Source organism: Castellaniella sp. UC4447_H14 (genome assembly GCF_052978285.1).
The window spans coordinates 1,351,103-1,371,980 of record NZ_CM129666.1 but is presented as its reverse complement, the minus strand read 5'-3'; the positions used below and the strand labels follow the sequence as shown (position 1 = coordinate 1,371,980).

Here is a 20,878-nt window from a genome sequence, read left to right as displayed (position 1 = left end):
TCATCAGGCGCCTGGACGCGAAGTAGCGCTGAGCCGCGCAAGGAGGCGAGCGGTCCGATGTCTGCGAAGAGGGAGTGGTGTCGGCCTGGGCACTCGTAGCTACAAAAACAGCTTGCTCAATAGTGTTTCCGTAACTACAATAAAGACTATGGAAATCACCTTTGATCCAGCCAAAGACAAGAGCAACCAACGCAAACATGGTGTGTCTCTGTCGCTCGCCCAAGAGATCGACTGGCCAGAGGTGATGGCTAAGCCCGACGCGCGCCGGGACTACGGCGAGGTGCGGGAAATCGGCTACACGGTCATAGACGACCGCTTGTATTGCGTGGTGTTCACGCAGCGCGGCGACAGCATGCACATCATCAGCCTGCGCAAGGCCAATTCGCGGGAGGTACGGAACTATGTCGAACAAACGTAAGCTGATCTTGCCGACGCCTGAAGAAGACGCGGCGATCAATCGAGGCATCGCGGCGGACCCGGATACCTTCGAGCTGGGCGCGGAGGAATTTAAGCGACTGCGGAGAGTGGGGCGCCCGCGCCTGGACAATCCCAAGGTTGCCGTGACGATCCGCTATGACAAGGCTGTGATCGACGCCTTCAAGGCCGGCGGCCCGGGGTGGCAGACCCGGATGAATGAGGCTCTGAAGAAAGCCGTGTCCAGGAAGCACGCATAGACAGCGAAGAGCCGCTCTAGTGGCTGTGGACGGTGGGCGACCAGGTGCTGGGGGGGTGCGCGTATCCATTCGCCGCGGCGTTGTTCAACGCCCCAGTGCCTTCGCGATCTTTTTGTCAGTGTTGTATTGGCTAAGCGAGTACACGGCCCAGATCGCCGCCGGGATCCAGCCGATCACGGTGAGCTGCAGAATCAGGCAGATGATCCCAGCCAGGGGGCGGCCGATGGTGAAGAAAGCCAGCCAGGGCAGGAGCAAGGCGATGAGCAGGCGCATGGAGGGTCTCCGATGTGGGTTGACGGGGCTAGTTTAATTCACACCGCACCATGCCAACCCCCGGGACTGCACCGCCGCCAGGCGGCCTGCTCCAAGATACACAAATTCCATCAGTCGCCTCCCGGCGTCCTGGATATCCTCTAAGATGCGGCTTGGCGAATTTGCCATGTCAGACCTCGGCACCGACCCCCCCATGAAAAAAACAGATCTGGAAAAGCAAAAAGCCCTGAAACTGATGGGCAAGCTCAATGCTGCCATCCCGCCGGGTCGCTACGCGGGCGCTGCGCCTGCTCTGGATCGTCGCGAACAGCGGCGCCTGGACCATGCCGCCGGCCTGGTGTCTTTCCCCGTCAAGCTGCGCCAGCCGCTGATTTCGGCCTTGAACGCCAAGGCACAGGCCGATCACGTCAGCGTCAATGAATTGGTGAACACGCTGCTGGCCGAAGCGCTGAAGGGCTAGCTCGTGCATATATGGGTCGATGCCGACGCCTGTCCGGCCGTCATCAAGGACATCCTGTTTCGGGCGGCCCAGCGACTGCAGCAACCGCTTACGCTGGTGGCCAATCAGATGCTGCGCACGCCACCATCGCCCTGGATCCGATCCGTCCAGGTGCCGCAAGGATTCGATGTGGCGGACAACTACATCGTCGAACACGCCTCGCCCGGTGATCTGATCATTACCGCGGATATCCCTCTGGCGAGCGAAGCCCTGCGCAAAGGCGCGCTGTTGCTCAGCCCACGTGGCGAGTGCTACACCGCCGACACCATCAGCGAACGGCTCACGATGCGAGACATGATGGATGAATTGCGCAGCGCGGGTATCGATACGGGCGGACCGGCCGCCTTCGGGCAATCGGACAGGCGTGCCTTTGCCAATGCGCTGGACAAGCTGTTGCAGAAGGCGCTACGAATGCAGCCATCGATTCGCGACACGCCCGCGCGTAGCGATCTATCCCGCACATGACCATGCGGCGTCATCATCGCTTGATGGGGCGCTAACGGACAATCTCAGAGCGCGATAACGACACGGCGGCCATTCACACGCATGTGCCGGTTCGCGGAAGGGCGTACTTACCGGTGGCCGTGGCGCTTCAAGCCGGTGTGTCACGTCGGGCAGACGTGGCATCGCGATGGCCGGGCCCATCACGCAATGCCTCTACCACGAGCGAGAATGCTGGTGAGGGCTGCCGACGGCTGGGGTAATAAAGGTAGTACCCCGCAAAGGGGGCACACCAGTCCTGCAACACGCGTACCAGGCGTCCTTCCTCTATGTGCGGATCGAATTCTCCGTCTGGTAACCACGCTACGCCCAGTCCCGCCAGGGCTGCGTCCACGATAGCGGGCGAGGTGTTGATGATGAGTTGACCCTCCACGCGAACATTGACCTGCTGACTTTTGCGCTGGAAATCCCAGACGAAGAGGCCGCCCCCGGACTGCATCCGCATGTTGATGCATCTCATGGCGGCCATTGCGATATCTTTGGCCGAATTCGGTGGCTGGCCGGCCGCTGTGGTGGTATTACTGGGCTTCTGGGGGCTGATCGCCACTGCCGCACCGGTAGGGTGGTGGGTCTGGGTACCGCGCACGTTTCCGCAGGACGCTGAAGCGGGCGGCGGCTTGATGGTGGCAATGGTCCAGTTTTCAATCGCACTGGGCTCTACCGCGGGTGGCCTGCTCTTCGATTACAGCGGCTACCAGAGCATGCTCGCGGCCAGTGCCGCCGTCTTGCTGGTGGCAGCCTACCTGATCTTCCTGACTGCGCGTGCCGAGATGACGCGATCTTATGAGTCATGCAGCCTTCAGGGAGCAATGCCATGACGATCAACCTCTGGCAGCGCGGGAATGCTGACGCGTGCGTTCGTGAATTCATCAAGATCTCATGGTCCGGCCTCGATTTTGAACAGGAGCAACAACATGCAAATGCGTAATCTTGGAAATCTGGAAGTTTCATCCATTGGCCTAGGCTGCATGGGCATCAGTTTCAGCTATGGCAGGCCGCTGCCGAAGGACGAGGGCGTCAAGCTGATCCGCGCGGCGGTGGAGCGCGGTGTGACCTTCTTCGACACGGCGGAGGTCTACGGCCCGTTCACCAACGAGGAGGTGGTTGGCGAGGCGCTGCGCCCATTCCGCGATCGGGTCGTGATCGCCACCAAGTTCGGTTTCGACATCGATGACGAGACTGGCGAGAATCGTGGCGTCTGCAGCCGGCCCGAACGCATCCGCCAGGCCGTCGACGGCTCGCTCAGGCGGCTTGGCATCGAGACGATCGATCTGCTGTATCAGCACCGGGTGGATCCGAACGTGCCGATCGAGGATGTGGCCGGTACGGTCAAGGCGCTGATCGCCGAGGGCAAGGTCAGGCACTTTGGCATGTCCGAGCCCGGGGTGCGGACGCTGCGTCGCGCCCACGCGGTGCAGCCTGTGACGGCCGTGCAGAACGAATATTCGCTGTGGTGGCGTGCGCCAGAGAGCAACGGTATCTTGCAGGCCTGCGACGAACTGGGCATCGGGTTCGTACCCTACAGCCCGCTTGGCAAGGGGTTTCTCACGGGAACGATGGGCAAGGACACCAAGCTCGGCGACGATGATTTCCGCAAATCGGTACCGCGCTTCTCACCTGAAGCCATGCGGAAGAACCAGACCTTGGTCGACCTGTTGAGGCGGGTTGCCGGTGACAGGGGCGCGACACCTGCGCAGATTGCATTGGCATGGCTGCTCGCGCAACGGCCATATATCGCGCCCATCCCGGGCACGACCAAGGTTCATCGGCTGGAAGAGAATCTCGCTTCGGTCGATGTTGAGCTCTCGCGAGCCGATCTGGCGGATATTGGGAAGGCCGCCGCACAGATCCTCATCGAGGGTGAACGTTACGCACCCTCGCAGTTGGCGATGGTCGGGCGCGAGGCCCCGCCACGCCAGACACATGCGTGACCTGCGCCATCACGCAAGGAATCCATACATTTGGCGGGAAGCCTGACCGGCCGCTGGTGGTGGTTCCGAGCGTGACGCAGTTTTTTAAACGATCCATAAATTCAAGGAACACCACCATGACCATCAAAGCCTACGGCGCCCGCGCCGGCAATCTGCCTCTGGAGCCTCTGACTATCACGCGCCGTGCACCGGGCGAACATGACGTGCAGATCGACATCGCCTACTGCGGCGTCTGCCACTCGGACCTGCACCAGGTCCGCTCCGAATGGGCCGGCACGCTTTACCCCTGCGTGCCCGGTCACTCGACGCGTTCTTTGCCCTCCTCAAGGGCGACGTGAAATACCGTTTCGTCATCGACTGCGCGTCACTGGCGGCCTGAGCCTCGGGGAGGAACACGAGTCGGCGTGTCAGTTCGCAGCGGCCCCATTCGCTATTGCGATCTCGTGATAGAAGGGCATCATGCGGTCGCGTGAAGCAATGATGTGGGCCCTCATGGCCGCGCGTGCCGCCGCGGCGTCTCGATCTTGTATGCCATGGACGATTTCTTTGTGCTCGTCGATGGCATCTTCAGCGACAGAGGCGTGGTAGCGCAGCCGGAACAGATGCATATGAGCATGCAGTCCTTCCAGGATGTGCCGCATGATCTCGTTGTCGCCGATCTCGATGATGGTGGCATGGAAGGCGTCATCGAGAATTGCGAAGCGCCCGTAGTTCTTCCGGGTATCTTCGTAGACCAGATTTTCCATCTCGTCGCACAGGCGGCGCAGCTTGCGCACGTCCTCCGCTCGCGCGTTTTCGGCCGCCAGGGCAGCGGCTTCCGGTTCCAGGAGCTCACGGACCAGGTAGGTTTCGCCGAAATATTTCTCGGTCGGGATCGGAGCAACCCAGAATCCCGCATTGTGTTTTCCCGCAATGAGCCCCTCCGTTTGCAGACGAATGAGCGCGGCCCGGACCGGCGTTTGGGATACGCCGAAATTTCGGGCGAGCGTGTCGACGGTCAGTCGGCTGCCCGGGGGAAGTTCCAGCGATACCAGCTGTGAAATGAGCGTTTCGTAAACGTCATCACTCAGGGATCTCTTGCTGTGATGCTCATCCTGCTTGTCGCCCGCTATGTTCATGGTGCGAGATTTGAGTGTCATGTCACTGGAAGAAGGGGGCTGCTTCCTGATAGAGGAGCGGCACAAGGTGGATTATAGGTGGCCCAGGGGGTCTGGGAGTACTGGATCCTATCGTTTTCCCTAGGATCGTATATAGCGCTTGCTGACCCTGATCGAATCATATACGATTTTGTGAATCGTGTTTTTTGATCTTGATGAAGGGGCGTGGTTGATGGGGGCGAGCACCGTCAGACTATCGATCGGGGAGATCACGCAGCGGGGCCGGTCCGCCCTGCACGCTGCGGGTGTGCCGGCCGACCATGCAGAGATGCAGCTGGCACTCTTGCTGGACGCGGAACTGCGCGGGGTGCGTTCACACGGTTTGCTCCGCCTGCCGAGAGTCATCGAGCGGGTTCGCAACGGCGTATGTGACCCGGTCACGACAGGGCTGGGCTCCTGGAAAGGGGGGGCGCTGTACGAAGTCGATGGCCGCCACGGACTGGGGCCTGTCGTCGCCTGTCACGCGCTGAATGCGCTGTATGAACGGGTCCCCACGACAGGGGTGGCGATGGCCGCGGTGCGTGATTCCGAGCATCTGGGCATGCTTGCCTGGTACGCGAAACAGGTGACCGATCGAGGCCTGATACTGATCGCCCTCACCGTCAGCGAAGCGTTGGTCCACCCATGGGGTGGCAGCCGGGCCATGTTGGGGACGAATCCGATCTCGATCGGGATACCGGCCCAGCCCCACGCTTTCATCCTTGACATGGCCACCAGCCTGGTGCCCATGGGGAAGATTCATGATCATGCCAACCGTGGCCTGCCGATTCCGCCCGGGTGGGCGGTGGGTGCGGATGGCCGACCCACCACCGACGCCGAAGTGGCAAAGGGCGGTGCGATCGCGCCCTTTGGCGGCGCGAAGGGATATGGGCTGGGGCTGGGCTTCGAGCTGCTGGTGACGGCCTTGGCGGGCAGCGCCATCGGCACGGATGTCGTCGGCACCTTGGACAGCACCCGGCCGTGCAACAAGGGCGATGTCCTCATCGTCATGAAACCCGGATCCCATACATCGACGTTGATTGATCACTATCTGGAGGCGCTGCGCGCGTCTCCAGCGACAGATCATGAACGTCCGGTTCGTGTGCCCGGTGATCGAGGATGCGAGACGCGGGGGCTTCATGAGCGGGACGAGATAGAAGTGGATGGTGGGGTATGGGCACGGATCGAACAGATGGCGAGCGCCTAGTGCGACCGCCGCTGCATGGTGAGGCTTACTGCTGAGGCTTAATGATGAGATATCGGTACGGGGTGACTCGCCTTCCGGGGCGCGTGATATTTGGGGCGGGGCAGCGGGCCGCCTTGGGCCGTGTGGCTGCATCGCTGGGCCGCCGCGCCCTGATTTGCACGGACAGCCGCCTGGGGCAGCTGCCAGTGGTGGGCGAGCTGGTGGACAATCTCGCCGCGCACGGCGTGACGGCTCGCGTTTTCGACGGCACGGAGGCGGAGCTGCCGCTGGAGGGAATCCGCGATTGCGTGTCACGTTATCGCGACTTCGATGCTGATGTGTTGGTCGGCTTGGGGGGTGGCAGCTGTATGGATCTCGCAAAGGTCGTCAGCTTGCTGATGACCCATCCCGAACCGGCTTCCCAATACTACGGCGAGTTCAAGGTGCCGGGCCCGATCAAGCCGGTGATCGCCATGCCGACGACGTCGGGCACTGGGTCCGAAGTGACACCGGTCGCTGTGTTGGCCGATCCCGAACGGGCCGTCAAGGTGGGGATTTCCAGCCCTGAGCTCATTCCGACCGTGGCAATTTGCGATCCGGAACTGACCTTGAGCTGCCCCAAGGGGCTGACGGCAATCACCGGGGTTGACGCTTTGTCACATGCGATCGAATCCATCTCGGCCATCCGGCGAGAACCTGATCCTGAAATGGTCATGGAGCGTGTTTTCGTCGGCAAGAACACGCTGAGTGATCACTACGCCCTCCACGCGATCAGGCTGATCACCGAAAATCTGGCTCGGGCGGTGGAGGATGGGTCGGACCTGGATGCGCGCAGCGCCATGATGCTGGGGTCCACGTACGCGGGCATGTCCTTCAGCACGGGCGGCACTTGTGCGGCACACGCCATCCAGTATCCCGTGGGCGCCCTGACGCATACACCGCATGGGCTGGGGATTGGCGTGCTTCTTCCCTACACCATGGACTTCAATCTGCCCGCTTCGGTCGAGGTTTATGCGGATATTGCGAATGCCATGGGGATTTCCGCCGAACACGGTGCCGAAGACGCTGCCCGAAAGATGATTTCGGCCATACGCACCCTGCTGGAGCGCATCGATATTCCGCGAAGCCTCAAGGATCTCGGCGTGAAATCAGACGACCTTGACGCGATCGCGGAGCAGGCGGCGCTCGCGATCCGGTTGGTCGACAACAATCCGCGGAAACTTGATGTGCCGGCGATCCGCTCGATCCTGGATGCGTCGATGGAGGGAGCTTGAATATGTCAGCGCAGAAAGAACGATTTTCCATGGTCATTGAAATGAATCCCGATTTGTTCATTGGTGGCCAATGGCGCAAGGGTTCCCGCCAGGGGCGGATCGATGTCGTCGACCCTGCAACGGGAAATCGGATCGGGTCCGTTGCCGATGCGGATGCCCGGGATGCCATCTCCGCGGTGGATGCCGCGTTCTCGGCGGGGCGGGCGTGGGCGTCCAGACCGGCCCGCGAGCGTTGCGAGATTCTGCGCAAGTGTCATGAGCTGATCATTCGCGATACGGATGCGTTGGCCCGACTGATATCACTGGAAAATGGCAAGGCACTGAAGGATGCACGAGGCGAGGTGGCCTATGCCGCGGAATTTTTCCGCTGGTTCTCGGAAGAGGGGGTGAGAATCAAAGGAGACCTGGGCAATGCCCCTTCGGGAAATAACCAGATTCTGGTTCAGTATCAACCCATCGGCGTGTCGTTACTCGTCACCCCCTGGAATTTCCCGGCTGCGATGGCCACGCGCAAGATCGCGCCAGCGCTCGCGGCCGGTTGCACCTGCATCCTGAAGCCCGCAACAGCGACACCCTTGACTGCCTACGCAGTGGCAAGAATCCTGGCAGAGGCGGGAGTGCCGGACGGGGTCGTCAATGTCGTGACAACCTCGAAAACGGGTGAGGTGGTCGATACCGTCCTGAAAGACCCGAGAGTCCGCAAATTGTCGTTTACCGGATCGACCGAAGTCGGCCGCACCCTGTTGCGTGAGGCGGCGAATCAGGTGATCAGCAGCTCCATGGAATTGGGTGGCAACGCGCCGTTCCTGGTTTTCGAGGATGCTGACCTGACGCAGGCGATCCAGGGCGCCATGGTGGCGAAGATGCGCAACGGCGGCGAGGCCTGTACGGCAGCCAATCGATTCCTGGTCCACAGGTCCGTGGCCGAAGATTTCACGAATCTGCTGGTGGAGGCGATGTCAGCCCTCAAGCTCGGACCAGGCATCAGCGAAGAGACCGATTGCGGAGCGATGATCAATGCCGACGCGGTCCAGAAAGTGCAAGAGCTGGTGGACGATGCCAAGGCATGCGGTGCACGTGTCCGCTGTGGCGGGCAACTGAAACAGGGGGGTGGACTGTACTACCCGCCCACGGTTCTGGATCGCGTTCCGACGACTGTAAAAATGTTCCATGAGGAGATTTTTGGACCAGTGGCGCCGATTTATGTGTTCGACGACGAGGAAGAGGCGGTCACTCTGGCCAATGATACGGAATATGGCCTGGTGGCTTACCTGTATACACGGGACCTGAGCCGCGGCCTACGGGTTTCCACCGCTTTGGAAGCAGGGATGGTGGCCCTGAATCGCGGCCTGGTATCGGATCCCGCGGCACCGTTTGGCGGTGTCAAGCAAAGTGGACTCGGCCGCGAGGGGGCGCAACACGGGATATTGGAGTTCCTGGAGCCGAAATATATCGCGACAAGCTGGGGAACCTGAGAACGGAATTCGTTTTGTACCGGCTCTTGGGTGACGAGCGGTCGCACAAAATGCCTGCCTCGAGCCGAGCAGTTGAAATTAAAAGCCACGTATATATCAACCACCAAGGAGAGACGTCATGAAAAAGCTGGGAAGAGGAATGTTGAGCGCCCTGCTCCTGATCGGAGCGCCCGCGGTTGCCCAGGTTCACTGGGACATGCCGACGGCATATTCAGGGGACAATTTTCATACACAGAATATCAAGCAGTTTGCTCGTGACGTCGACGAGGCGACCAACGGTCAGTTCAAGATTACTGTCCATGATAGCGCTTCTCTGTACAAGGCCACCGAGATCAAGCGAGCGGTGCAGACCGGCCAAGCCGAAATCGGCGAGATCTATCTGGCCAATTTCAATAACGAAAATGCGATCTACGGACTGGATACCATACCCTTTGTTGCCGCCAATTACGGCGAAGCCCGCAAGCTGAACGATGTTGCGCAGCCCGTGCTGGATAAACTGTTTGCCAAGCAGCGAATGAAGCTTTTGTTTTCGGTCCCTTGGCCTCTGAATGGAATATACAGCGTCAAGACGATCAGTTCAGGCGCGGACCTGCGCGGCATGAAATGGCGCGCATATAACTCCGTGAGCGGGCGCATGGCGGAATTGCTGCATGCCCAGCCGGTGACGATACAGGCCGCTGAATTGTCGCAGGCCCTGGCTACAGGGGCGGTGGAGGCGTTCATGACCTCGAGTGCGGCGGGCTATGACAGCAAGGTGTGGGAACAGGTGAAGTATTTCTACAACAGCAACATATCCATGCCGAAGAATTTCGTCATCGTGAACAACAAAGCCTTCGACGCGCTTGACGACGGTATGAAGAAGGCGCTTCTCGATGCGGCCGCCAAGGCTCAGAAGCGTGGATGGCAGGTAAGCGAGGAGAAGAACCAATGGTATCTCGGACAGCTGAGTGCCAATGGCATGTCCGTTGAGACGCCCACGCCCCAGTTGGAGGCCGATCTGAAGAAGATAGGCCACACCATGTTGAATGAGTGGCTGGAGAAAACTGGTGCTGAGGGCAAAGCCATCATCGAGGCTTATCGGGCGAAATAAGGCATTCAAAACGTTGCCTGGCGGTATCCGGACCGGGGAGATGATGATGGGCGAGATCGCTATGCGCGTCCTGAATCGAGCCGACTTTCATCTCCCCCGACTTCGTTTGGCGTAAAAAGCTTTCGCCCTACTGATTGAATCTGGCGAGTTTGCCTCATGACGTGAACCTGCCCCTCCGTGCCTCCTCGCAAGAGAGCGATGGACCTGACCGCCTATATTGAGTCGAACCTATGAGAAACATTCTGGATGGAATCTACATGGCCACGGGATGGTTGGCTGCGATATTCATGGTTGGCACCCTGGCGATGGTCCTGGCCGGCGTGCTGGGACGCGTGATGGATTTTCAGTTACCGGGTACGGACTCTTATGCCGGATTCTGCATGGCGGCCACGTTTTTTCTTTCTCTGGCACACACTTTCGTGAAGGGAGAGCATATACGCGTATCCCTGATACTGGAACGCCTGACTTCCAGAAAATTGCGTGTGCTGGAGGCGCTCTGCCACCTGCTGGGGACGGTCATCGCGTGGCTGCTCGCCGGGTTCTCGATCCATCTCGCCTGGACCTCCTACGAGCTGAATGACATCTCGCAAGGGATGGACGAGATGCCGCTGTGGATACCTCAAATTGCCATGGCGTTGGGAAGTGTCGTCCTCGCGGTGGCATTGACGGACAGACTATGCGGCGTCCTCTTTGATCGTCATTGGCAGCCACAGCGGTCAGACCTGAACTTCAGCGAGTAACCAAGGACCCATCATGGAAGTACTGACGATATCGGCGCTGATCGTGGCCCTGTTCGCATTGCTGGCATCGGGCGTCTGGATCGGGCTTGCACTGATCGGTGTCGGCTGGATTGCGATGGAGCTGTTCACTTCGCGCGAGGTGGGCAGCGCCATGGCCATCACCATATGGGGGACATCTTCGGCGTGGACGCTGACAGCGCTGCCGCTGTTTATCTGGATGGGGGAGATCCTGTTCCGATCGCGTCTTTCCAAGGATATGTTCAGCGGGCTGGCACCTTGGCTGGAGTTCCTGCCGGGGCGCCTGCTGCACACCCAGATCGTCGGCTGCACGATCTTTGCGGCGGTCTCCGGATCGTCCGCCGCAACGTGCGCGACGATAGGAAAAATGTCACTTCCGGAACTCAAGCGTCGCGGCTATCCGGATCATATGGCAATCGGCACGCTGGCTGGCGCGGGAACGCTCGGCTTGTTGATTCCCCCGTCCATCATCATGATCGTGTACGGCGTCACCGCGAACGTATCGATTGCCAAGCTTTTCATCGGCGGCATCCTTCCCGGCATCGTTCTGGCACTTCTGTTCATGGGGTACATCGTCTTCTGGGCACTATTCCACAAGGATCAGGTTCCAAGTCCTCTGAGGAAATATCGGTTCATGGAGCGGATAGCGGCTTCGCGGAGCCTGATTCCGGTGGTGCTGCTCATCGGAGGGGTCCTGGTGACGATCTATACCGGCATCGCCACGGCGACTGAAGCCGCCGCGATCGGCGTGGTGGGGTCCCTGCTGCTGACGGCGAGCCAGCGCATGTTGACCTGGCGCGTATTTTTGGACGGGGTGCTGGGCGCCGTCCGGCTGTATTGCATGATCGCGCTGATTCTGGCCGGCGCCGCTTTCTTGACCCTTGCCATGGGATACATGGGGTTGCCCCGGCAATTGGCGGAATGGATAGGCTCTCTCGGCCTCTCCAATTTCAATCTGATTCTGGCCCTCCTGGTGTTCTACATCATATTGGGGTGCTTTCTGGATGGTGTCTCGGTCATCGTCTTGACGATGGGCGTGATTTTGCCGACGGTCCAGCTTGCCGGCATTGATCTCGTCTGGTTTGGCATCTTTCTGACGCTCACGGTCGAGATGTCGCAGATTACGCCGCCCGTGGGCTTCAACCTGTTTGTCCTGCAGGGAATGACGGGCAAGCAGATATTATGGATAGCGCATGCCGCACTGCCGATGTTTCTTCTGCTGGTAACTGCTGTTTTGCTCGTCTATTTCGTTCCGGGATTGGTTACCTGGTTGCCCATGCATATGAAAGGCTGAATTTTTCTCGCATACTGGATTATGGAACGTCATTTTTGGGTGGAAGGAACATGAGAGTTGGGGTGGAAGTTGGAGGCACGTTTACTGACCTCGTCGCCATAGAAGAGGGTCGCGTCAAAATCACGAAGGTGCCCAGCACGGCAGCGCCGGAGATAGGGGCGTTCCACGCGCTGGAAAAGGCGGGATTGGTTGCGGCCGAGATTGCGGATTTTGCTCACGGCTCGACGGTGGCCACCAATGCGGTGCTTGAGCGCAAGGGAGCCTCTGTGGCTTTCGTGACGACACGTGGGTTTCGTGATCTGCTGCACCTGCAGCGACATGATAGGCGGAATATCTATAACCTCCAATATCAAAAGCCGGCGCCTCTCGTCAAACGCGAGTTTTGCCTGGAGATTCGAGAGCGGATACTGGCGGATGGCAGCATCGAAACGCCCCTGGACGTTGATGCCGCGGCCTTGGAATTGGCTGGAATGATCGGCGAGTGGAAGGTCGACGCAGTGGCCATCTGCCTGCTGAACGCATATATCAATCCGGTGCATGAACAGGCCTTGGCGCGGGCGATCCGATCTCGCATGCCGACGTTGACGGTCACCTGCTCCAGCGACGTCGTGCGGGAGTTCCGGGAATATGAGCGGGCATCGACCACGGTAATGTCCGCATATGTCCAGCCGGTGGTGGCGGGCTATCTCTCCCGGTTTCAGGAACGGTTGCGCGCGCAAGACTTTTCCGGGCGCTTCACGGTCATGCAATCGAACGGCGGCCTCTTGCCAGCAGGGATGATGACAAAGAACGCCATCGCCGCCTTGCTATCCGGGCCGGCGGCAGGCGTGGTGGGAGCGGCGAGACAGGTGGCCCACTCGGGGTTCCGCGATCTGATCACTTTCGACATGGGCGGCACCAGTACCGACGTGTCGCTGGTGGTCGATTCGAAGCCGGAGCTGACGACGGAGACCCAGATAGACGGATTGCCCATTCGTACGCCGATATTGGATATCGTCACGGTGGGCGCCGGGGGCGGCAGCATCATCTGGCTCGATGATGGCGGCATGCTGCGAGTCGGGCCTCGCAGTGCCGGCGCCGTTCCGGGGCCCGCCTGCTATGGCAAGGGTGGTGAGCACCCGACGATCACGGATGCGCATGTCATCTGCGGCTCCATCCATCCGGATACTTTGCTTGCCGGGCAGATAAAGATGAACAGGCATGCCGCTCATGCGGCATTTGAACCCATCGCCCGGCGCTTGAACCTGTCGGTCGAAGATACGGCGGAAAGCGCCGTTCGATTGGCGAATGCGAATATCGTGCGGGCCATTCAACTCGTCTCGACGGAGAGGGGACGCGATCCGCGGGATTACGTGATCGTCCCGTTCGGGGGGGCTGGCGCACTGCATGCGACCAGCATCGCGGAAGACCTGGGGGTGCAAAAAGTGATCATCCCGCCGAATCCGGGCGTGATCTCGGCATTCGGCCTCCTCGCTTCCGACTACGTCAAGCACGGCAGCTTGACGCATCGCCTGGGCCTGAATGCCAGCACGCCCGACCTCGTGCGCGCCGATTTTCATGCATTGCGCGATGACCTGGAAGGGCAGATGCGGGAGATGGGGGTGGGTGGTCCGTATCGATGGACCTATGGCATCGACATGCGTTTCGTGGGACAGGCGTTTGAAGTGACGGTCGAGTTTGATGATGCCGTTGTGCGCGAGATGGACGAGAACGAGATCAGGAGCCGCTTCATTGACAAGCACCAGCGCACCTTTTTCCACGGTGAGCATTCAAGTCGATCGGTAGAGGTCATTTGCATGCGCCTCGAGTGCCGCAAGGAACTGGTCGAATTTCCGCGGATCTCCCGGGGCAGGGGCCATGAGCGGGAACTGCCCTCCGCCGAGCTTTATCTGGGTGGCAGGTGGATCGAATGCAGGCGCATCGCGGATGGCGCGCTCACGCAGGATCAGGAGATATGTGGTCCCGCCATCATCTACGGGGAAACCGCATCCATTGCGATCGGACCCGGCTGGAGCGGCCGTATTGATTCGAATGAAAATCTGATTCTCGGGAAGGACCAGACATGAAAGTCTCACCCATTGATTACGCAATAATCAGTCAGGCGATGCATGCGGTCGCCAGCGAGATGGGAGCCAAGCTGGTTCGGTCGGCATATTCGACCATATTGAGGGAGGCAAGGGACGGTGGGGCCGCGCTGCTGGACAGCTCCGGACGCGTCATCGCGCAGGCGGACCTGATACCCATACAGCTGGGGCCAATCGGGAGGACCATCCAGCCCTGCCTCGATCTCTTTCCCGCTGACACCTTGCAGGAAGGAGATTTTCTGATCAGCAATGATCCGTATAACGGCGGCCAGCATCTTCCGGATGTCTTTATTTACACGCCCATATTTTTCGAGGGGCAAGTCGTTGGTTTCAGCGCCAGCGTGGCGCATCACCTGGATCTTGGCGGGGGGAGCGCGGGGCTGGACAGTGAGGCCACTGATATTTTTCAGGAAGGCCTGCGCATACCCCCGTCGCGCTACAACATCGATCGAGACTGGAATGGTGGCCCTTTCGAGCGTCTGCTGATGGCGAATGTGCGTGTCCCGGACCTCACGCTTGGAGATTTCAACGCACAGCACGCGGCCAATGCTGTCGGGGTTACCCGTATCCGGCAGCTCTGTGAGAAATACGGTGCGGAATCCGTTTGCGAGGTCATGGATGAATTCATCAACTATACCGAGCGACGCATGCGTTCCGCCATTTCACAGATACCGGACGGCGTGTATTACGGAGAAGATGCAATCGACGATGATGGCGTGACTGATGAACCCCTGGAAATCAAGGTCAAGGTCGAAGTCAAGGGTGAGGACGTGTATGTGGATTTCGAGGGAACCTGTGCGCAGGTTCCCCGCAACGTGAACGTCCCGCTGTCGTCCACTTATGCGGCGGTACTGAGTTGCATCAAATCCATCGTGACCAGTTCGGAAATTCCGTTCAATGAGGGCGTGAACCGTCCGATCCACATTTCGGCGCCACTTGGCAGCATTCTCAACCCGCAATTCCCGATGCCGGTGCGCGCCCGTCTCGAAGGCAGCTACCGTGCATTTGGCGCGATCATGCGGGCCTTGAGCGCCGCCGTGCCCGATCGTGTGATTGCGCAAGGTTTCGATACCACGACGGCGATTTGCCTGTCGACGCAGGAAAACAGGAAGTTCAGGGTGAGCCTGGAGGTGCTGGGCGGCGGTTACGGCGCTTCTGCCGTTCATGACGGATGTGATGCCGTCGATTCGCCGCTCTCGAATTGCTCCAACACGCCGATTGAAGTGATGGACATGGAATATGACTATTTCAGGGTCTCGGCCTATCAGCTTGAATCGGAGTCCTTTGGGCATGGACGATTCCGGGGTGGGGCGGGATTCAGTCGACACTACAAAATTCTGAAGGACGGGGTCAAGCTCGCGATCTACTCGGATCGCTTCCGCCTGCGACCGAATGGCCTGATGGGCGGGACGCATGGCGTGCCCGGATACTGCCAGATTCATCGCGGCGAGCAGCGCATCCGCATCGGCTCCAAGGATTCATTTGAGCTCCGCAAGGGTGACGTCGTCGAAATTTTCCTGGGTGGCGGCGCTGGCTATGGGGTGCCGAATGAGCGCGACAAGGAAAGTGTTCGGGCTGACGTCCGAGAGGGCCTGCTGTCAACGCAGTCGGCGAACGAGGTTTATGGGGCGGGGTTCTGACGGGTTCGACGCGTGCAGGGCTCAAGTTGATGAATCGGTGGTTTGACTGGAAGGGTGACATGAAAAATACGATACACGAGGCAGCACGTGATGTGCCGGTGCGGGCTCGACCTGATGTTCTGGTCGTGGGGGCGGGTGCCGCCGGGATGATGGCGGCGTGCGCCGCGGCGCGTGCCGGAGCCGACACCTTGCTGATCGATTCCCATGGAAGTTGCGGTGGAACACTGGCGCTGACCACCTTGGGCGGATTTTGCGGAACCCACGCAATCATCGACGATGAAAGGCTTGGACGTACCGTCGGGGGCCTCTATCTGGATCTGGAGGATCGTCTCAGGCACCGTGAGGCGTTGCTGGCGCCACGGCGCCATGGCAAGATCATCGGTGTTCCCTATGATGCGGTTGTCCTGCGCCTGGTAGCGGATGAGTTGCTGCAAGCCCATGGCGTCAAGGTGCTGCTGAACACGTTTGCCGTCGATGTCCAGGCTGATGACGGTCGTGTGCGCGCAGTGCTGATAGAGAACAAGGGCGGTCGGGGCGCCATTGTGCCGAAGGTCGTCATCGATTGTTCGGGAGATGGGGATGTGGCGGTCAGGGCTGGTGCGGCATTTGCCCTGGGCGATCATGGCGAGACTCAGTACGGTTCGGCAATGTTCCGGCTGGCCAATGTGGATCAGCAGCAAGCGGAGCGATTGACGCGCCCCCTGATTCGGGAGCGACTTGAACAGGCCGTAGCGGATGGCTACGTGCTGCCGCGAACGGCCGTCGGGTTTCACGTCAATCCAGTTCCTGGCCTGGTCCATTTGAATGTCACGAAACTCGGGGCGGCAGATGGCTCCCCGTTCAATTTGGTCGATCCGGGACAGCTGAGTGAAGCCGAGCGTGAAGGACGCCGGCAGATATGGCTATATGAAGAGGTGTTTCGTAAGTACGTGCCAGGTTTTGAGCATGCGCGAGTGGTGGATATCGGTGCCAAACTCGGCATTCGCGAGACACGGATGATTGGGGGAGATAGTGTCCTGACGGAAGAAGATGTGCGCGGTTGCCGCAAGCCCGACGATCGTATCGCCTGCACCAGCTGGCCTCTGGAGGTCCATGGCAGGGGACAGGGCACCCATTGGGAATTCCTTCCGGATGGCGAATATTATGGTCTGTCCTGGGGAACCCTTCTGGTGAAGGGCTTCGATAATCTCCTGGTGGCGGGCCGTAACCTCTCGGCCACCCATCTGGCGCAATCGTCGGCTCGTGCGGGGGGTATATGTTTCGCGATGGGAGAGGCCGCTGGGCTTGGCGCGGCACTGAGCCTGAGCCAGGCGGACAATGATATCCGTTCCGTGCCAATCGGGGCGCTGCAGAATCAACTGGAGCGCCAGGGCGCCATCCTTACGCCCGAACTTGTTTAGGTGGCGAGGGGCTGGGCGATGGCGTTCACATGGATGTCACTCTCGCCCGGCCCGGATGTGATATCACTTTCGCGGCTATTCGCGCGTACTCACGCCGACGCCATGAACATGCACCATCTGGCCTCCGATCCAGCCGGATACGGCAATCAGCACGACGCCGACGATGGACAAGGTGAGAGGCGCCTTCATGCTCGTGGGGTGGCCGCTTCGGATCCAGATATTGATGATATAGAGGACCACGGCGACGAGGTTGATGACCATGTGGGCTACCGCAAGCTTCTGAACCGAGGGGACGGCTTTGAGCGAGACGAGATCCACGAGCCCCGGGATGGCGGCACACAACGCGCCGACCGTTCCGCCCACCATGGTATAGAACGCTACCGTCTGCCACGTCGCGGGCGTGCTGGCCCATGTGCTGATCACGTCGCAGATGAGCGAGAAAATCCACAAGCCGATCGGGAAAACCACCAGCATTGGGTGGATGGGATGTTGGGCAATGCTCGCAGGGGTGCGCATGGGATGTTCCTCTTCGCCATAGACGACGCGGGTCGGGGCTTGTTGTCATGTTGCGCCCGCTCGTCGTGACGGGCCCGCAATCCACTCCGCCCAGCCCGTACTTGCTCCGTTACATCATTTCGGCAGCAAAACTCGTGCCTGCGGCCCCGGTCGCCGAATCCGTGATATACAGTGATTGCAAAGTTTATGGTCTATCAAGCGGTCACGCCGGGGGAAACATGAGCAAAAGTCAGGACGCCAAAAAGTCTCAGAAAAAGGAACCCACACGGACTCCGAAGGAGAAAAAGGAACTCAAGCGGCAGAAGAAAGAGGCGGCCGGTCGTTAGTTCCGACCGATACGCGTCCCTCAATGCAGCTTCACACGCGGGTTGCCGCGGTTGAGCAATAGCCGCCCGAGGGCGATCGCGCCGGTCCGTACCACCCCTAACACTACCAGGTGGTGCCTGAGATGCAAGCTCATGTACATGAGGCGGGCCAAGAGACCTTCGACGAACCAGCGTTTATCGAATAACACGCCCATCAGGCTGCCCAGCCCGTCCGAGCGCCCTATCGAGACCAGTGAGCCGTGGTCGCGGAAACGAAATGGCGTTGTCCCCGGGGGATGTCCCTTGATGCGCGCCTGCAACGTGTCATAGAGATACGCAGCCTGCTGGCTGGCTACCTGGGCCTTGGCCGGTAGCGACTGGTTTTGGCCCGCCCAAGGTGCTTGGGCGCAATCGCCGAATGCAAGAATATGAGGATCGCTTGCCTGCAATCGTTCGTCCACCACGATTTGGTGGCGCCGGTTGGCCTCCAGGCCCAGTTCCGACAAAATGGACGGCGCTTCTATCCCGGCCGCCCACACGCACAAATCGGCCGGGTAGCGGTGTCCCTCGCTGTCCTCGAGGCAGTCCGCGTGGACGGCGGCCACTCTTACCGACGTCTTCACGATGATGCCGCGTTCGAGCAATAGCTGTTGCGCCTTGGATGACACCTTTTCCGGTAGGGCGGCCAGGATGCGGTCCCCACCCTCGAGCACGGTGATCGCCACGTCGCGGGCAGGGTGCAGATCTTCCATTCCGTAATACGCGAGGCCTGCCAGCGAATCGACGAGCTCTGCCGCAAGCTCGACGCCGGTCGCTCCGCCGCCCACGATGGCAATATTCAGTGCGTCGTTCTGCCGTACGGCAGTGTGGTCATCAGCGGCCGCATCCCGGGCGGCGTCGACACCCTCCGGTGTGCCGGCGCGCGCGTCGACCTGTTTTGCGATCCTTCTCCCGTTGAGCAGCGCAAGGGCCCGCAATATGTTTTGACGAAAGTGTTCTGCATCGGCGGTGGAATCGAGCGCAAAGGCATATTGGGATGCGCCCGGCGTACCGAAGAAATTGGACTTGCTGCCGATTGCCAACACCAGGGTATCGTAGGGTACGGTGCGCGCCGGGAAAATCTGTTCTCCGCCAGCCTCATGCACGGGCGCCAGCAGGGCGTGTCTTGTGTCGCGGTCTATGCCCCGAATCGACCCATGCAGGAAGGTGAATCCGCAGTCGCGTGCCACCGTGAAATACGACAGCGCTTCGCGGTGGACGTCCAAGGTGCCGGCGGCCACCTCGTGCAGCGACGGCTTCCAGATATGACTGTCCACCTTGTCGATCAGGATAACGTTTTCGGGACCGAATCGGTGTCCCAGGCGGGCCGCCAGTTCCAACCCGCCGGCTCCGCCGCCAACGATGACGACCCGGTGCGCATGCTGCCTCATTCCTGTTGCTCCTTGTGCGGGGAGCCACGCCTGAGCCGGTGGCGCCCTCCGAGCCCCTCGCTGCGGCTCTACAGAAGCATCGCACAGCACGCCGCATGCCGCAGGGCGCCATCGGAACTTACTGTCACGGTGGGCCGACAAAATCTCCCGCGGCATCTTCCTGTGCGTTGATATCGCTCATGCTCACGCCGGCAAGGAGCTTCCCGGCCTCCTTGCACGCCTTGTGCATCACCGGTTTTCGGCCTTTATACACGAGTAGGCCCTCAAAATTCCATCCTCTGCCGATACCGCTGTAGGCGACGTAGCTGTATGCACCATGGGTGAAGCGCACGTAGATGGCCCCGCCGCCGGAGAACATCGGTTCGGCCTTGTAAACCTGGCTTCCGGAAGCTGGGCCGGAAAGGGTCATTTCGATCTTGTCGGCCTGACCATAGGTGTAGGTGGGGCGGGTGTCGAGGCGGGTCAGGGCGAGCGTCCTGCCGTTGGTGAGGACGCAGCTTGTGTCGCGCGCTTCGGCGGATACCGCAAACAGCGAGGCCGCCGCAAAGACTACAGAAATAGCGGTGTTGAGCTTCACTGTTCTGATGCGATTCCTCGCCGAAGATCCCGGCATTTCATTCGGCTCCCAGCGCGAGATAGGCCGCATGGACCGCCTGCTCGCCGTATTTCCGCTCCAGACGGCGCACGGTGAAATGGCCGCGCGCCATATCCTGGAAGTGGTCGATGAACAGCGTGTTGACCAGGGCGCCTCCAGCGGCACCTAATGCGGGAATCGCCTGGGCGGCGAGCTTCTCGGTCACCTGGATGCCAAAGCGGTCAGCCACGGCTGAAATCAGCCGGGCGATTGCGGGAGCGGTCGCACTATCGACCGCCGCTTGTGCAGCCAGGTAGTCGGCGGCTTGAGCGACCGCCTGGACCAGCGCCACGCGCGCGGCGTAGTAACCGCTTTCCGCGGCGTTGTCGCTGGTGGATTGGCCGCCCAGCGCGAAGACGGAAAGGCACGCCTGGCGTGTGCCGGCATCTTGCAGGGATTCACCTTCGCTGCGAGCGATGGCCGCGATGGAACGCATCATCAGCGTGGTGGAGATCGGCAGTTCGACGGCGAGCCCCGCAATACCGAAGAATCCTCCGACACCGCCGGTGATGGCGGCTCCCCATTTATGCCAACGATCGGCGCTTTTGCTGCCGGGGGCGTCGTCCAGCGTGAAGATCGCGGCTTCTGTCGCCTTGCCGAGCGCCGTTCGCGTCAGATCTCCGATTCGCGCCGACCAGCCTGCGGGGAGCATGTCGAGCCCCTTTTCGATGGGCGTTCCGATCAGGTTGGTCATGCGCGCCGCGAGGCCTGGGTTTTCAAGCAGATGGCGCGCCGTGCGCAGGTCGTTCAGATCAGTGCTGTCCAAGGGCGTGTCCAT

22 protein-coding genes and 1 pseudogene are annotated in these 20,878 nt (G+C 60.4%); 16 read left to right on the top strand and 7 right to left on the bottom strand.

Features of this window, described 5'->3' with window-relative positions:
* Positions 1 to 148: 148 nt before the first annotated feature.
* Together ACVCMJ_RS06620 and ACVCMJ_RS06615 are read left to right on the top strand one after the other, a co-directional pair.
* On the top strand, positions 149 to 418 hold the full coding sequence (locus ACVCMJ_RS06620; RefSeq protein WP_447080642.1) for a BrnT family toxin: 270 nt from the start codon (positions 149 to 151) through the stop codon (positions 416 to 418).
* The gene (locus tag ACVCMJ_RS06615) at positions 402 to 674 is read left to right on the top strand and encodes a BrnA antitoxin family protein (protein ID WP_447080641.1); all 273 of its coding nucleotides are present in this window, start codon (positions 402 to 404) and stop codon (positions 672 to 674) included. Before ACVCMJ_RS06620 ends, ACVCMJ_RS06615 begins: the two co-directional genes overlap by 17 nt.
* 84 nt (positions 675 to 758) lie before the next feature.
* On the opposite strand, the gene ACVCMJ_RS06610 is transcribed toward ACVCMJ_RS06615, so the two are convergent.
* Positions 759 to 947 carry a YqaE/Pmp3 family membrane protein gene (locus ACVCMJ_RS06610; protein ID WP_447080640.1) on the bottom strand — a complete coding sequence of 63 codons (189 nt, stop codon included), beginning with the start codon at positions 945 to 947 and terminating at the stop codon, positions 759 to 761.
* Positions 948 to 1,140: 193 nt separating this feature from the next.
* On the opposite strand from ACVCMJ_RS06610, the gene ACVCMJ_RS06605 reads away from it, so the two are divergent.
* Both ACVCMJ_RS06605 and ACVCMJ_RS06600 read left to right on the top strand, forming a co-directional pair.
* The gene (locus ACVCMJ_RS06605; protein ID WP_447080639.1) at positions 1,141 to 1,407 is read left to right on the top strand and encodes a hypothetical protein; all 267 of its coding nucleotides are present in this window, start codon (positions 1,141 to 1,143) and stop codon (positions 1,405 to 1,407) included.
* A 3-nt stretch (positions 1,408 to 1,410) separates the two neighbouring features.
* Entirely contained in the window at positions 1,411 to 1,911 is a 501-nt protein-coding gene (locus ACVCMJ_RS06600) for a YaiI/YqxD family protein (protein ID WP_447080638.1), read from the top strand.
* 127 nt (positions 1,912 to 2,038) lie between these two features.
* Here the strand turns inward: ACVCMJ_RS06600 and ACVCMJ_RS06595 are convergent, their stop codons facing one another.
* Entirely contained in the window at positions 2,039 to 2,407 is a 369-nt protein-coding gene (locus ACVCMJ_RS06595; RefSeq protein WP_447080637.1) for a LysR substrate-binding domain-containing protein, read from the bottom strand.
* Here ACVCMJ_RS06595 and ACVCMJ_RS06590 point away from each other — a divergent pair.
* The 3 genes and pseudogenes from ACVCMJ_RS06590 to ACVCMJ_RS06580 form a co-directional block, all read left to right on the top strand.
* Complete coding sequence (locus ACVCMJ_RS06590) at positions 2,391 to 2,765, top strand: hypothetical protein (protein WP_447080636.1); 375 nt, start codon at positions 2,391 to 2,393, stop codon at positions 2,763 to 2,765. The genes ACVCMJ_RS06595 and ACVCMJ_RS06590 overlap by 17 nt on opposite strands.
* 96 nt (positions 2,766 to 2,861) lie before the next feature.
* Positions 2,862 to 3,878: an aldo/keto reductase gene (locus ACVCMJ_RS06585; protein WP_447080635.1), complete on the top strand. Its 1,017-nt coding sequence runs from the start codon at positions 2,862 to 2,864 to the stop codon at positions 3,876 to 3,878.
* A gap of 116 nt (positions 3,879 to 3,994) precedes the next feature.
* Positions 3,995 to 4,180, top strand: a pseudogene (locus tag ACVCMJ_RS06580) (alcohol dehydrogenase catalytic domain-containing protein); the annotation flags it as partial.
* A gap of 105 nt (positions 4,181 to 4,285) precedes the next feature.
* Here the strand turns inward: ACVCMJ_RS06580 and ACVCMJ_RS06575 are convergent.
* Positions 4,286 to 5,017: a GntR family transcriptional regulator gene (locus tag ACVCMJ_RS06575; RefSeq protein ID WP_447080634.1), complete on the bottom strand. Its 732-nt coding sequence runs from the start codon at positions 5,015 to 5,017 to the stop codon at positions 4,286 to 4,288.
* 157 nt (positions 5,018 to 5,174) lie between these two features.
* Here ACVCMJ_RS06575 and ACVCMJ_RS06570 point away from each other — a divergent pair, with 157 nt between their 5' ends.
* From ACVCMJ_RS06570 to ACVCMJ_RS06530, 9 genes are all read left to right on the top strand, one after another.
* On the top strand, positions 5,175 to 6,221 hold the full coding sequence (locus ACVCMJ_RS06570; RefSeq protein WP_447080633.1) for an Ldh family oxidoreductase: 1,047 nt from the start codon (positions 5,175 to 5,177) through the stop codon (positions 6,219 to 6,221).
* A 62-nt stretch (positions 6,222 to 6,283) separates the two neighbouring features.
* Positions 6,284 to 7,474: an iron-containing alcohol dehydrogenase gene (locus ACVCMJ_RS06565; protein WP_447080632.1), complete on the top strand. Its 1,191-nt coding sequence runs from the start codon at positions 6,284 to 6,286 to the stop codon at positions 7,472 to 7,474.
* Positions 7,475 to 7,476: 2 nt separating this feature from the next.
* Positions 7,477 to 8,949 carry an NAD-dependent succinate-semialdehyde dehydrogenase gene (locus tag ACVCMJ_RS06560; protein WP_447082752.1) on the top strand — a complete coding sequence of 491 codons (1,473 nt, stop codon included), beginning with the start codon at positions 7,477 to 7,479 and terminating at the stop codon, positions 8,947 to 8,949.
* Positions 8,950 to 9,067: 118 nt separating this feature from the next.
* Entirely contained in the window at positions 9,068 to 10,039 is a 972-nt protein-coding gene (locus ACVCMJ_RS06555) for a TRAP transporter substrate-binding protein (RefSeq protein WP_447080630.1), read from the top strand.
* Between the two features lie 230 nt (positions 10,040 to 10,269).
* On the top strand, positions 10,270 to 10,779 hold the full coding sequence (locus ACVCMJ_RS06550) for a TRAP transporter small permease (RefSeq protein ID WP_447080629.1): 510 nt from the start codon (positions 10,270 to 10,272) through the stop codon (positions 10,777 to 10,779).
* A gap of 13 nt (positions 10,780 to 10,792) precedes the next feature.
* Positions 10,793 to 12,091, top strand: a complete 1,299-nt coding sequence (locus tag ACVCMJ_RS06545) for a TRAP transporter large permease (RefSeq protein ID WP_447080628.1) — start codon at positions 10,793 to 10,795, stop codon at positions 12,089 to 12,091.
* Positions 12,092 to 12,126: 35 nt separating this feature from the next.
* Positions 12,127 to 14,157, top strand: a complete 2,031-nt coding sequence (locus ACVCMJ_RS06540; protein WP_447080627.1) for a hydantoinase/oxoprolinase family protein — start codon at positions 12,127 to 12,129, stop codon at positions 14,155 to 14,157.
* Positions 14,154 to 15,815, top strand: a complete 1,662-nt coding sequence (locus ACVCMJ_RS06535; RefSeq protein ID WP_447080626.1) for a hydantoinase B/oxoprolinase family protein — start codon at positions 14,154 to 14,156, stop codon at positions 15,813 to 15,815. Before ACVCMJ_RS06540 ends, ACVCMJ_RS06535 begins: the two co-directional genes overlap by 4 nt.
* Positions 15,816 to 15,844: 29 nt before the next feature.
* Complete coding sequence (locus tag ACVCMJ_RS06530) at positions 15,845 to 17,215, top strand: FAD-dependent oxidoreductase (protein WP_447080625.1); 1,371 nt, start codon at positions 15,845 to 15,847, stop codon at positions 17,213 to 17,215.
* A 75-nt stretch (positions 17,216 to 17,290) separates the two neighbouring features.
* On the opposite strand, the gene ACVCMJ_RS06525 is transcribed toward ACVCMJ_RS06530, so the two are convergent.
* The 4 genes from ACVCMJ_RS06525 to ACVCMJ_RS06510 all read right to left on the bottom strand — a co-directional run bounded on the left by ACVCMJ_RS06525 (position 17,291) and on the right by ACVCMJ_RS06510 (position 20,878).
* Complete coding sequence (locus tag ACVCMJ_RS06525) at positions 17,291 to 17,731, bottom strand: DUF2231 domain-containing protein (protein ID WP_447080624.1); 441 nt, start codon at positions 17,729 to 17,731, stop codon at positions 17,291 to 17,293.
* A 346-nt stretch (positions 17,732 to 18,077) separates the two neighbouring features.
* On the bottom strand, positions 18,078 to 19,466 hold the full coding sequence (locus tag ACVCMJ_RS06520; RefSeq protein WP_447080623.1) for an NAD(P)/FAD-dependent oxidoreductase: 1,389 nt from the start codon (positions 19,464 to 19,466) through the stop codon (positions 18,078 to 18,080).
* A gap of 124 nt (positions 19,467 to 19,590) precedes the next feature.
* A complete protein-coding gene (locus ACVCMJ_RS06515; protein ID WP_447080622.1) occupies positions 19,591 to 20,043 on the bottom strand; it encodes a hypothetical protein in 453 nt (150 codons plus the stop codon).
* A 37-nt stretch (positions 20,044 to 20,080) separates the two neighbouring features.
* Entirely contained in the window at positions 20,081 to 20,878 is a 798-nt protein-coding gene (locus ACVCMJ_RS06510; protein WP_447080621.1) for an EcsC family protein, read from the bottom strand.